This is a genomic window from Alistipes sp. (genome assembly GCF_020026455.1).
GTDB lineage: Bacteria > Bacteroidota > Bacteroidia > Bacteroidales > Rikenellaceae > Alistipes.
In genome coordinates this window covers 36,355-49,721 of record NZ_JAHHQJ010000018.1, presented here as the reverse complement: position 1 = coordinate 49,721, position 13,367 = coordinate 36,355, and the positions used below count along the sequence as shown (strand labels likewise).

Genomic DNA, 13,367 nt, shown 5'->3' with positions numbered 1-13,367 from the left:
TTTCCCGGGAGTCCGGATGCAGCCCCGCATCTGCGGCTGGATCCGACGATCGCAGCGCGGAATACCGTCGGCAGGAGGCTTCGCTTGCCGGAATCAGATCTTTCCCTGCTTGAGCCGCTCGACAAAACGATCGATGCGCCGCAGCTGCTGCGGTATCTTGATCGACTGCGGGCAGTGCGACACGCAGCGATTGCATCCGATGCAATGGCTCGCCTGCCGGAGCTTGGGGACCGAACGGTCATAGCCGATGAGGAAGGCCCGGCGGGCCTCCCGGTAGCCGGGATCCTGCCGCTCCTTGGGCACGTTGCCCTCGTTCACACAGCGGTTGTAGTGTGCGAAGATCGCCGGGATGTCCAGTCCATAGGGGCAGGGCATGCAGTACTGGCACTCGGTGCAGGGCACGGTGGGGTATTTGAGCAGCAGCTGTGCGGTATCTTCGAGCAGCGCCAGTTCCTCGTCGGTACAGGGTTCGAGCGGTGAACAGGTGCGGATGTTGTCCTGAAGGTGCTCCATGTAGGTCATGCCGCTCAACACAGTCAGCACCCCGGGCAAGGAACCCGCATAGCGGAAGGCCCACGAAGCGGTGTTCTGCGTCGGACGGCGCTCCTTGAGCCGTTCGACCAGATGGTCGTTCAGCCGCGAAAGGCGCCCGCCGAGCAGCGGTTCCATGATCACGGCCGGGATGCCGCGCTTCTCCAACTCGCCGTAGAGGTATTCGGCATTGACGTTGTGGCCCGAAGCGTGCTTCCAGTCGATGTAGTTCAGCTGGATCTGGACGAAATCCCACCGCGCCTCTCCGCGGTCGTGCATGGCCAGCAGGTGGTCGAAAACCTTCCGGTCGCCATGGAACGACCAGCCGAGGTTGCGGATACGTCCCGCCTCGCGCTCGCGCAGCAGAAAGTCGAGCACGCCGCAGTCGACAAAACGTTCGTTGAACGTCTCAAGGCCCTTGTCGCCGCCCACGGCGTGAAGCAGGTAGTAGTCCAGATAATCCGTCTGCAAGTCGCGAAGCGACCGCCGGTAGATCTCCTCCGAGGCCCGGAATATCCGGGCGGGAGAGAGACCCTGCCCGGCCAGACGCTGGTTGGACATCTTCGTGGCGATGAACACCTGCTTGCGCGGATGACGCTTGAGGGCGATACCCGTCGATTTTTCGGAAAAGCCCTGCCCGTAGACGGGGGCCGTGTCGAAATAGTTGACCCCGTGGGCGATGGCATAATCGACCAGTTCGTTGACGGCCTCCTGGTCGATCGGGTTGCCGTCGGCAGCGGGCGTCTCCAGCAGGGGCCAGCGCATGCAGCCGTAGCCCAGCAGCGACACGCGGTCACCGGTCGAGGGGCAGGTCCGGAAGCTCATCCCGTCGGTCGGGACCTCACCCACGGCAGCAGTGCTCTGCGCCGGAGCTTTCGTCTTGCAGCCGTAAAGTCCGGCCGTTGCGGCGGCCACGCCGACACCGAATGTTTTGAGGAAGTTCCGGCGGTCGATCTTTTTCTTCTCCATGTTTTCTTGCGTTTAGACGATTCTGTGGCGCGAATGGCCTTCGACATAAATGGCGCTGAACGGACGCGCCGGGCAGAGGTGTTCGCAGGCCCCGCAGCCGATGCAGCGTTCTTCGTTCACGGCGGGAATGCGCGGCGACTTGGGATCGTCGGGGTCCCGGCGCACCATGCTGATCGCTCCGACGGGACAATGGCGCGCACAGTTGTTGCAGCTGACACCGTCGGTGTTGACCACGCAATTTGCCGCAATCCACACGGCATGGCCGATCTGGATCGACGATTTCCCGGCCAGGTCCACCAGGCGGATGGCCCCCGTGGGGCACACCTCGGCACACTTCGTACACTCCGGACGGCAGTATCCGCGCTCGAACGACATTTCGGGCTGCAGGAGGGTCATCAACTTGCCCGACGGACGCAGTACCTGATTGGGACACACCGAAACACACAACTGGCATCCCGTACAATGGGCATTGAAGTGCCGCAGGCCCTGCGCCCCGGGCGGAACAACGGGCGTGGTGCGGTCGGGGATCTTCTTGTCGACGATCACTGCCAGTCCGCCGTCGGCCTTCTTCGCCTGGGCTCGGAATGCGGTGCAGGCAGCAAGGCCCACCAGACTGAGGAAGCGGCGGCGCGAAGCATCGGGAGCCGTCTTTGCGGCATTGGAGGGCGTTTTTACAGCATCGGGAGCTGTTTTTGCAGCATCGGAGGCCGGGCTCTGCGGCACGGGGATCCGATCGGGGTTCCGTCGCCGCAGGGTGTAGGTGATGGCTCCCTGGCGGCAGTTGGCAAGGCAGTCCATACAGGCCACGCAGCGGCTGTAATCGATCCGATGCGCCACAGGGTCGATACACGACGCCTTGCAATTCCGGGCGCAAAGTTTGCAGCCGTTGCACTTCGAGGTGTCGAAGCGCGGTTTGAAGAGCGAATAGCGGGCGAGGAATCCCAGCACCGTGCCCACCGGACAGATCGTATTGCAGTACGTGCGCCCGCTGCGCCACGCGAGGAGGAGCAGCACGCCGAACGTCGCAACGGCGACGAGCAGCGTGGAGAGGCTCTTCATCCAGACGTCGACCGAGTAGAAGGCATAGCTGTCCACGCGCTCGGCGACAAAGGCCAGCAGGTTGTTGCCCCACGCATAGAGCGGGGCCAGCAGGTTCGAAGCGATGCGGCCGTAGGCGCTGTAAGGCGCCAGCAGCGAACCGACACCCGCCAGCATCGCAGCGGCGAACACGACGAGCATCCCCCAACGCAGCCAAGTGAGGGCGGGGGAGTAGGCAAAGCGGTTCCGGTGTTTCCGGCGCTTCCCCGAGGCCCACGAAATCAGGTCCTGCATCACCCCCAGCGGGCAGATGACCGAACAATAAACGCGTCCGAAAAGAAGCGTCAGGAGCACCAGAAACACCACGACGCCGACATTGAGGGCCAGCAGGGCGGGCAGGAACTGGATTTTCGCCATCCAGCCGAACCACGCGTGGAGCGTTCCGGTAAAATCGAGAAACAGCAGCGTCGTCAGCACGAAGAAAAAGGCCGCAGCCGCAATTCGGATTTTTCGTAACATAGATTTAAGTCTGCATCAAGTATATTCATACCGGCCGCAACGGCGGCGGCCGGAGCGAAGGACCGGTCTTCAGGGCGTTGCGAATACAAAGGTACCAAAAATTTCAGACAATTCGGAGGTCTGCATTCGGGACTTCAGGAATTGCGCCCCAAATTCTCTGGCGGAATAGCACAGCCCTGCATAAACAAGGAGTGCCAGCCGGATGATGCGGTCATCGCTGGCTGGCACTGCCTGAGCTTGCGGTCTGCTATCGGGCGAAGTAGGCCTCCCACTTGTCCTCCATCAGTCCCAGGATATTCAACTCTTCGATCCTGAAGGTGAAATTCCCGGGAATGCTGCTTTCCATGTAATAGGATCCGTCGGCCTTCTTCTGGACCCTCTTCCGAATCATTCCGGCCTGGGTGATCTTCCGGCCCTTATAATCCTCATATTCGTTCTGTTCGGCCAGATCCCGGTCGTTGTTCTCGGTAATATAGATTGCGCTGACATCCCCGGAGGCGTCGAAATCGGCACCCCAAAGCGAAATGGCGTGGACGAGTTGCTGATTCGGATACTTGATGGTACACTCCAGAACCGACTTCTCGGAGAAGGCTTTTTTCAACTCGTCGGGGAACGACCTCTCCGAGAAGCGGGTAATCCGCGCCACATGGATCGGGCCGAAGACCTCTCTGAAAAAACCGGCCCCCTCTTTTTCCGTCATGCCATATTTCCCGGTGAGGAACCAGCTCAGGGCCGCAGAGACATCATTGCCCGTATTCGGGAAATTCTTCTTGTACAACTCGAAAATCTCGCAATCCAGCGAATTTACATACTCCGTGGGACCGGCATATTTGCCGTATCGGTCAATATAATGCTTGTTCTGATCCAGCCACCAATACAGCATGTTGGAGCAGGACGCCGCCCAGCACAAATTGGAGTCGTTGTTTCCGGCTCCGCCGTTGGGGTAGCGCTTGTTGCAGTCATACCAGCCGTAGGAGGTGTCCCACTTCAGCCCTCGTTCCTCATACGGATTGGTCATGGTGTAGCCCCATTGGTCCACCGACGGGTGGTTGATTCCGTATGTCCAGACCGTCTTGTTGCGCCAATCGGTATCCTCTTCCTTCCGTTTCAGCGTGATGTTGAGCGTAACCTGTTTCCCCGGCTGGAGCTCCGTGAAGGCCGACCGGTCGCCCAACGTCTCGGGTGCCTGGTAGAGAAACGATTTACCGCCGATTTCGATACGCAGCCAATGGTCCGTCCTCCAGTCGTCGGCCACGGGCTGAGGGCAGACCACAGCCATATAGACCGCCCCCTGCGCATGGTGCAGCACGACGGGTTCCGCGGCACTGCCGGCAGGGAGGGTGGTTGTTCCCGTCATGCAGTCCACCCAGGTTTGACGGATGGCTTTCGCAGAAATCCGGGCCCGGGAGAGCTCCTCCTGGCTGAAGGAGCCGTCGCTGCTCAAATGGACAACCACCCGGCTCATCAGATGCGAGAAAGCAAGATGTGCCGAAGGCTCGTTCTCCGTCACCTTCCGCGTGGCGTATAGCAAATCCGAGTTCTGGAAATCCTCGGCTGCCTTTTGGTCGGCAGCTACCGTGTGGACAAATTCCGCGGAAGCATCGTCGACGACATGCGCCGGGTAGAAAGACGACAGGACCGTGCTGGAGACATGCAGTTCGCTCCACTGGAGTGAAGGCGTCCACCGGTTGTCGGCGAGCGTCAGTGTGCGCGCGACCCTCCCGGTCGGAGTGTCGGCCGTGGCAAACAGCAGGATCCGGTCGCCCGGCGTGAAATCGCCTCTCCCCTGCTGATCCATCTGGACACGAGTCGATGCGATCGAGGCAACGATCTCGATACGGTCGGAGGGGCTGAATGCAGGGCTGTCATCCAGATCGGTGGAACAAGCCGCCGCGAAGAGCGATGCGGCCAGCAGGATCGTATAATTTTTCCGGATATTCATCTGGCGGTGTTAAATGATGATGGAGTCGTTGACTTCGCCCTGATTGCCCCAGCCCGAGATCTCCTGTCCGGTGATCGTAAATTCCTTTTCGCTCACCGTGATGTTCAGAACAAGGGATTTCCCGCTTTCAAGGCGTGTGAGCGGGGTGCCGTCGATCTTGCATTGCGCCAGGTCGTAGACCTGTTCTCTTGCCCCCAGCCGGATCTGCAGACTCATGGAGCCGACCTCCTGGGCGGGCACGATGAATTCCGCACGGGGACCTTTGGACGCAACGCTACAGAGCGGGCCAGAAGCGGAGAGAACCTTGCCCTGCAGCAAGTCGAGGCGGGCGACAGACTGGACATTCCGGCATTGAACGAGGATGTCGGCGAGTTGGCCCTCCGTCATCGTTGTTCCGTCGGCCTGGATATTTACCTTCAACTTATGGAGCGCATGGGTAAAGGTCAGGGCGACGGGCCGGGGCGTATCCCGCTTCACGGCGACCGGTGCCGACAGCAGGAAGTCCGGTTCCTGCTTGTTGTCCGAAATGTTCCATTCGAAATTTTTCGGATTGCCGGTCTCGACGGCCGGATAGCAGGCTGAGACGGAAAGGTCGGCCGAATGGGAAGTCAGCGGCAGCTGGCTCCAAAAGTATTTTTCGCCGTATGTATAGGAAAAGCCGTCGGCAATGTTTTCAGCCGCCGAGTAGAAAAACACCGTATTCCGGTCGCCGTCGACAAATCGGCCGCCTCCGTCCGCATCCAGTTGCGGCGCTTTGGTGAGGGGCAAGATCCGGCCCGAAAGGGCGAATGTGGCGGCGGAGGGAGCCGTATGTTCGTCGGAAGAGACCTGACAACCGGTCGTTCCGGCGACAAGGAGCGGGAGGACAAGTCCTAAAATTTTCGATTTGTTCATCATTGTCGAATAAAATTAAAGTGGAGACATGTTTTTCGTGCGAAAGGATTCCTTCGCTTTGCGTATGTACAATCGGATGATCGGCGGCGGACATTTGCCCGAATTGGCAAAACGGCGGGTCTTCTCCGGCATCTTGCAGAGGGCCGTGGCCATCAGCCATGCAACGGCCATCTGCACATAGTAGGGGTGCATATCGCCGTAGGCCGAAACGATTTTTTCGTAGTGCAGCCGTTCCACGAAATGGAATATGCGGTCGATATGTGCTTCGTCCAGAAAGTGGGCCAGGGAGAAGACGAGGGCAAACCTCACTTCAAACTCGGAGTGCGAACAAAAGTAAGGCTCAAGAAAACGCCAGGTCTGCTCCCTGACATCCGCCCTGGCCCTCCGGAGCCATTGCGCATCGGAGCAGAACGTGTCGCATACGGCCCAGTTGTCGATCTGCGGGACAAAGGCCCTGAAGTGCTCCAGCCTCTCGTCCAGCGAAAGGGGAAGGCGGTTGATGATGAGACCCCAGATCATCTTCTCCTCGTGGATGCGGATGGCTTCCTTATGGGAGCTCAGCAGCTCGATCGTCGCGGCTCCGCGCCCTTCGCCGACCAGCCTTTTGGCCAGGGCTTTCATTTCCGGAATGTGGAGCCCGAGGACTTCCACTCCGGGCAAGGGCCTGATAATGCGGATATGTCCCTGTCTGTATTTTTCTTCATGGATGAACCTTTCCGCAACGAAAGGGGTGAGTATCTCTTCGATCATGGGCCGTTTTTGCAAGTTCCGAAACAAGGTGCAAAGATAGTTGTTTTTTGCCCATTTTGCGAATTGCCCCAGCCGGAAATAAAATATCGGGCAAAAGGGCCGCCCGGGCGAAGGGCCCGTGCATGCAAAACCGGTCCCGGGCCACAGGCACAGAACCGGTTCAAAAAACGGATCGGCAGGCGGCAGCCCCTCGCGAAACGGCATCGGCACGCCGCCGGGAATCAGCCCTGCCGGCCCTGGTTGGCGACAGCCTCCATCAGCAAGGCGATCTCGGCCGGATCGCCCAGAAAATAGTCCTTCACGCAGTTCAGCCCCTCGTCGAATTCGAAGACATAGGGCACGGCGGTCGGGAGGTTGAACTCCGAAATCGCCTCGTCCGAAATCCCCTTCAGGTTCTTGATGATACCCCGCAGGCTGTTACCGTGGGCCACCACCAGCAGCTCATCGTGGCGGGCCAGCGCCGGGAGGATCTCGCACTCCCAATAGGGCATCGTGCGGGCCACGGTGTCTTTCAGCGACTCGGTGCGGGGCAGCGCGGCGTCGGGAATCCCGGCATAGCGGGGATCGAAGCGCGGATTGCGGGGATCCTCCTCCGGAAGCGGCGCGGGGGCCACGTCATAGCTGCGGCGCCAGACATGCACCTGCCCGTCGCCGTATTTTCGGGCCATCTCGCGCTTGTCCAGCCCCTGAAGCATGCCGTAGTGCTTCTCGTTGAGCCGCCAGCTCTTCGTCACCGGAATCCAGTCCCGGTCCATCCTGTCTAGCACCACATCGAGGGTCTTCACGGCCCGTTTCAGACAGGACGTATAGGCGCAGCCGAAATGAAAACCCTCCTTGCGGAGCGTGTCCCCGGCTTTGACGGCCTCGGCGACGCCCTTCTCGCTCAAATCCACATTGGTCCACCCCGTGAACCGGTTTTCCCTGTTCCAAACGCTCTCGCCGTGGCGGAGCAAAACAATTTTTTTCATAATGACCCGACTCTATTTTTCCGATTCGGTGCACACTTCGCCAGCCGCAGGCCGGTACACCCGATCTGCGCACCGCAGCGGTCGCGGATGCGGTCAGAGGGCGCCCGTTCACGGGGCTGCGTACCGAATGGCGTTGTTCTCCGGGTAGCACGTGCTACCCCTTTGTATAAGAACGTATTCGGGACCCGGAATATTATGCGGTAAGGGTGGATCGTCGCCGAAACAAACGCCCCGAAAGGCGTGCGGCAGGGTGGGGCCATGCGTCTTCGGCCCTGCCGGAACACAAAGCGGTCCGAAAAGCGCATGCGCGCAGCCCGAAGCCGGAAATCGGAGAACTATTTCTTTTTGTTGCGGTACTCGGAGGGCGACATCCCCGCGTGCTTCTTGAAAAAACGCCCGAAGTAGGACTGGTCGGGAAACCGGAGCCGATAGGCGATCTCCTGCACCGAAAGGTCGGTCGACTGGAGCATCATCTTGATTTCCAGCATCACCGAACGGTCGATGAACTCCTTGGCTGAACTGTGCGCCACGCTGCGCACGATGGTCGACAGATAACGGGTCGAAATGCAGAGCTTGTCGGCATAAAACGCCACCTCGCGCTCCTGGGCGCAATGCTCGTAAACCAGAGCGATGAAACGCTGAAACAACTCCGCCTGGCGCGTGGTCGTCTCCGACATGCAGTGCTGCCGGGAGGCGAAGCGCTGCATCTTGTCGTAACTCTCCAGCAGCAGGTTCTGCAAGCGGTTCTTGATGATCGTGTTGCGGAACATGTTGCCGCGGTCGCGGTAGGTGTAGGTCGCCATCTGGAGCCAGGTCGAAGCCCCCTCGACGATCCGCTGGGGCGGATGGGCAATCGGACGCTCGCTCAGGGCGTGGAAAAACGAAGGGTCCATCCGGAAGGCTGCCTCGGAGAAGAGATCCAGCGAAAAAGCGCAGTAGGCCGCCCGGAAATCCTCCGTGCGGTCGGCCAGCATGAAGACCGACCCGGGCAGCAGCAGCAGCATCGTATTGCGACGTATCTGCCCCTGGTACTGGTTGACGGTGGCGTCGGCACTGCCGCTGCGACAGAAAAGAATCGCCCCTCCTTCCACACGGCTGGCGTAATTGCTGAAAAAGGCGAAATCGGATTCGCCCACAACAAACTGCTCCTCGGAAGTGGTGATTAGCGGATTGACTTGTGCCATACAATTCTTTTTTCGAACAAAAATAATGCAATTTTCAATAAGAATCGCATTTTTGCGCCGAAAAGTACCAATAATGTTCGCAATATAATGGAACAATAGCGCCCAATTTAGAATACTTTTGCACCTGAAAAAGTTTTTTAGTGTAAATTTCAAGTGGAAGTTATGAAGCAAACATTTGTAAAAGCTGCCGTTTTGGCATGCTGCATGGCTGCCGTCGGATGCAAACAGGCCCCGACGACAATGGGCCCCGGCGAATACGCCGTAATGACCATCGCCACCTCCGACCGGGAGATTCCGAGCAACTACTCGGCGACGATCCGCGGCCGTCAGGACATCTCGATCTATCCGCAGGTCTCGGGAACGATCTCGCAGCTCTGCGTCAGCGAAGGTCAGAAAGTGGCCCAAGGACAGACCCTTTTCATCATCGACCAGGTCCCCTACAAAGCCGCCCTGCAAACCGCCGAGGCCAATGTCGAAGCCGCAAAAGCCGGTGTAGCCACCGCGCAGCTCACCTACGACAGCAAGAAGGAGCTCTTCGCCCGCAATGTTGTTTCGCAGTTCGACCTCTCGACGGCCAACAACAACCTGCTGACGGCCAAGGCGCAGCTCGCTCTGGCCGAGGCGCAGCGCGTGAACGCCGCCAACAACCTCTCCTACACGGTCGTAAAGGCCCCGACCGACGGCGTGGTGGGAACCTTGCCCTACCGTGTCGGCGCACTGGTGAGCGCTTCGATCCCCCAGCCGCTGACCACCGTGTCGGACAACTCGGAGATGTACGTGTACTTCTCGATGACCGAAAACCAGCTCCTAGCCCTGACGCGCCAGTACGGCTCGATCGCCGAGACGCTCAAGAGCATGCCGGGCGTACAGCTGCGTCTCAGCGACGGCTCGACCTACGACCAGACGGGCCGCGTGGAGTCGATCAGCGGCGTCATCGACTCCTCGACGGGCAGCGTGTCGCTGCGCGCGGCGTTCCCCAACCCCAACGGACTGCTGCACAGCGGCGGCGCAGGCAACATCATCCTGCCCAGCATCTACAAGGATTGCATCGCCGTTCCGCAGGCCGCAACATTCGAACTTCAGGACAAAGTCTATGTATATAAAGTGATCGACGGCAAGGCCGTTTCGGCGATCATCGACGTCGAGAAAATCTCGAACGGCCGCGAATATATCGCACGCACGGGTCTCGTGCCGGGCGACGTGATCGTTGCCGAAGGCGTGGGTCTGCTGCGCGAAGGCACACCCATCGTTCCGAAGGGACAGGCCGCAGCAGCCGCTGCCGCAGCTCCCGCTCCCAAAGAGCCTGCAACCGCCGAGCCTGCAGCCGAAGAGCCCGCAACTGCCGAGCCTGCCGCTCAAACCCAAACCGAGAAGGAGGAATAACCCATGACACTCAAGCATTTCATAGAACGACCCGTATTGGCGTCGGTCATATCCATCGTAATCGTAATCGCCGGTCTGATCGGTCTGGCGACGCTGCCCGTCGAGCAGTATCCCGACATCGCACCCCCGACGGTCATGGTGCGTGCCGTCTACCCGGGCGCCAGTGCCGAAACGATCCAGAAGTCGGTCATCGTACCGCTCGAACAGGCCATCAACGGTGTGGAGAACATGACCTACATGACCTCCAGCGCAGCCGTCGGAAGCGCCTCCGTGACGATCTTCTTCCGCCAGGGAACCAACGCCGACATGGCGGCCGTCAACGTGCAGAACAAAGTCTCGCGCGCAACCGGTCAGTTGCCTCCCGAAGTCACCCAGATCGGTGTGACGACCATGAAGCGACAAACCTCGATGGTCAAGATCTTCTCGCTCTACAGCCCCGATGAATCCTACGACGAGACATTCCTGTCGAACTACCTGAAGATCAATGTCGAGCCGCGTATCCAGCGTATCCGCGGCGTCGGCGACGTATTCACCCTCGGCGCTGAATACTCGATGCGCGTCTGGCTGAAGCCCGACATAATGGCCCAGTACAAACTCATCCCGTCGGACGTGACGGCGGCACTGGCCGAGCAGAACATCGAATCGGCGACCGGTACGCTGGGCGAAAACTCCCAGAACACCTTCCAGTACACGATGAAATACCGCGGACGCCACCAGACTCCCGAAGAGTTCGGCGAAATCGTGCTGCTCGCCAAACCCGACGGCACGCTCCTGCGTCTGAAGGATATCGCCGACATCGAACTGGGCAGCGAATCCTATGCCTACAAGGGTTACACCAACGGACATCCGGGCGTCAGCACGATGATTTTCCAGACCGCCGGATCGAACGCCACGCAGGTCGTGAACGAAATCAACGACATGCTCGACGAACTGCAGACCGAACTGCCGAAGGGAATCGCCATCGCACACCTCCAGAGTGTGAACGACTTCCTGTACGCCTCGATGAAAGAGGTGATCAAGACCCTGTTCGAGGCCATTCTCCTCGTGATCCTGGTCGTCTACCTCTTCCTGCAGGACATCCGCTCGACGCTCGTTCCCACGGTGTCGATCCTCGTGGCGCTGATCGGAACCTTCAGTTTCCTCGCATTAGCAGGGTTCTCGATCAACCTGCTGACCCTCTTCGCCCTGGTTCTTGCCATCGGTACGGTCGTCGATGACGCCATCATCGTCGTCGAAGCCGTGCAGGCCCGCTTCGACACAGGCTACAAATCGTCCTACATGGCGACCATCGACGCCATGTCGGGCATCACGTCGGCCATCGTGACCTCGACGCTGGTCTTCATGGCCGTGTTCATCCCCGTCGCCATGATGGGCGGAACGTCGGGTGTCTTCTACACACAGTTCGGTATCACGATGGCTGTGGCCGTGGGTCTTTCGGCCGTCAACGCCCTGACGCTGTCTCCGGCTCTCTGCGCCATCATCCTGAAACCGTATCTCGACGAGAACGGCGAGATGCGCGACAACTTCGCGGCACGTTTCCGCAAGGCCTTCAACACGGCATTCGGTGCCCTGGTCAACAAGTACAAGCACGGCGTGATGCTCTTCATCAAGCACAAGTGGCTGATGTGGTCGACGCTCGGTCTGAGCATCGTGGTGCTGGTGCTGCTGATGAACTCCACCAAGACGGGTCTGGTCCCCGACGAGGACCAGGGTACGATCATGGTCAACGTCACCACGGCTCCGGGTTCCTCGCTGGCCGAGAGCCACAAGGTCATGGAGCAGGTTGCACAGCGCATCGACGGCATTCCGCAGATCCGCGACTACATGCAGGTGGCCGGTTACGGTATGATTGCCGGACAGGGATCGTCGTACGGTATGGCCATCATCAAACTCAAGGACTGGGACGAGCGCCCGAACAAGGAGGACAACGTGAACGCCATCATCCGTCAGGTCTACGGCCGCACCGCCGACATCAAGGACGCACAGATCTTCGCCGTGGCGCCGCCCATGATCTCGGGTTACGGTACCTCGACCGGTTTCTCCATGCACCTGCAGGACAAGACCGGCGGCAACCTGACCGACTTCTATGCCATTTACCAGCAGTTCATCGGCGCGCTGAACCAGCGTCCGGAGATCGCCCGTGCATACTCGACCTTCAACATCAACTTCCCGCAGTATCTGGTGGACATCGACGCTGCGAAGGCCAAGCGTGCCGGCATATCGCCGACCTCACTCCTCTCGACGCTGGCAGGGTACTACGGCGGCCAGTACATTTCGAACATCAACCGATTCTCGAAAATGTACTACGTGACGATGCAGGCCGATCCGAAATACCGTCTCGACACCGAGTCGCTCAACAACGTCTACGTGCGCACGAGCCGCGGCGAAATGGCGCCCCTGGGTCAGTTCGTGAACCTGAAGAGGGTTTACAGCTCCGAGGTGCTGAACCGCTTCAACATGTACAATTCGATCGCCGTGAACGGTACGGCCGCCGACGGTTATTCGTCGGGTGACGCCATCCGGGCCATCGAGCAGGTCGCCGCACAGGTCCTGCCGAAGGGCTACGGCTACGAGTTCGACGGCATCACGCGTGAAGAGGCCCAGACGGGCAGCAACACCATCATCATCTTCGGTATCTGTATCCTGCTCATCTACCTCATCCTGAGCGCCCTGTACGAGAGCTTCCTCATTCCGTTCGCCGTCATCCTGTCGGTTCCGTGCGGTCTGATGGGTTCGTTCCTGTTGGCCAAGATGATGGGCATGGAGAACAACATCTACCTCCAGACGGGTATCATCATGCTGATCGGTCTGTTGTCGAAAACGGCCATCCTGATCACGGAGTACGCCGCCGACCGTCGCGCCGCAGGCATGAGTCTCTCGCAGGCCGCCGTATCAGCCGCCAAAGCCCGTCTGCGTCCTATTCTGATGACCGTCCTCACCTGCGTGTTCGGTATGATCCCGCTGGTGCTCGCGCACGGCGTAGGCGCAAACGGCAACTCGACCCTCGGTGCGGGTGTCATCGGCGGTATGATCGTAGGTACGCTGGCGCTGCTGTTCCTTGTGCCGACGCTGTTCATCGTCTTCCAGACGTTGCAGGAGAAAGTCAAGCCCCTGGAATTCGATCCCGATCCGCAGTGGTCCGTACGCGCCGAACTGGAAGAGTGTAAAAACGAGAAAGAGGAGGAGTAA

General features: G+C 59.6%; 9 protein-coding genes. 2 read left to right on the top strand and 7 right to left on the bottom strand.

Features of this window, described 5'->3' with window-relative positions:
* Positions 1–93: 93 nt before the first annotated feature.
* From QZ460_RS09655 to QZ460_RS09625, 7 genes are all read right to left on the bottom strand, one after another.
* Positions 94–1,500, bottom strand: coding sequence for an aldo/keto reductase (locus tag QZ460_RS09655; RefSeq protein WP_290541372.1), 1,407 nt, complete (start codon positions 1,498–1,500; stop codon positions 94–96).
* Positions 1,501–1,512: 12 nt separating this feature from the next.
* Positions 1,513–3,057, bottom strand: a complete 1,545-nt coding sequence (locus tag QZ460_RS09650; protein WP_290541371.1) for a 4Fe-4S binding protein — start codon at positions 3,055–3,057, stop codon at positions 1,513–1,515.
* A gap of 247 nt (positions 3,058–3,304) precedes the next feature.
* The gene (locus QZ460_RS09645) at positions 3,305–4,999 is read right to left on the bottom strand and encodes an IdeS/Mac family cysteine endopeptidase (protein ID WP_290541370.1); all 1,695 of its coding nucleotides are present in this window, start codon (positions 4,997–4,999) and stop codon (positions 3,305–3,307) included.
* 9 nt (positions 5,000–5,008) lie between these two features.
* The gene (locus QZ460_RS09640) at positions 5,009–5,893 is read right to left on the bottom strand and encodes a fimbrillin family protein (protein WP_290541369.1); all 885 of its coding nucleotides are present in this window, start codon (positions 5,891–5,893) and stop codon (positions 5,009–5,011) included.
* A 15-nt stretch (positions 5,894–5,908) separates the two neighbouring features.
* Positions 5,909–6,643 (bottom strand): DNA alkylation repair protein, encoded by a 735-nt coding sequence (locus QZ460_RS09635; RefSeq protein ID WP_290541368.1) that lies wholly within the window; start codon positions 6,641–6,643, stop codon positions 5,909–5,911.
* A 221-nt stretch (positions 6,644–6,864) separates the two neighbouring features.
* Positions 6,865–7,611 (bottom strand): 2,3-diphosphoglycerate-dependent phosphoglycerate mutase, encoded by a 747-nt coding sequence (gene gpmA, locus QZ460_RS09630; protein ID WP_290541367.1) that lies wholly within the window; start codon positions 7,609–7,611, stop codon positions 6,865–6,867.
* A gap of 335 nt (positions 7,612–7,946) precedes the next feature.
* Positions 7,947–8,795 (bottom strand): helix-turn-helix domain-containing protein, encoded by an 849-nt coding sequence (locus QZ460_RS09625; RefSeq protein ID WP_290541366.1) that lies wholly within the window; start codon positions 8,793–8,795, stop codon positions 7,947–7,949.
* Between the two features lie 162 nt (positions 8,796–8,957).
* Between QZ460_RS09625 and QZ460_RS09620 the strand changes: the two genes are divergently transcribed.
* Both QZ460_RS09620 and QZ460_RS09615 read left to right on the top strand, forming a co-directional pair.
* Complete coding sequence (locus tag QZ460_RS09620) at positions 8,958–10,178, top strand: efflux RND transporter periplasmic adaptor subunit (RefSeq protein WP_290541365.1); 1,221 nt, start codon at positions 8,958–8,960, stop codon at positions 10,176–10,178.
* 3 nt (positions 10,179–10,181) lie between these two features.
* Positions 10,182–13,367, top strand: a complete 3,186-nt coding sequence (locus tag QZ460_RS09615; protein ID WP_290541364.1) for an efflux RND transporter permease subunit — start codon at positions 10,182–10,184, stop codon at positions 13,365–13,367.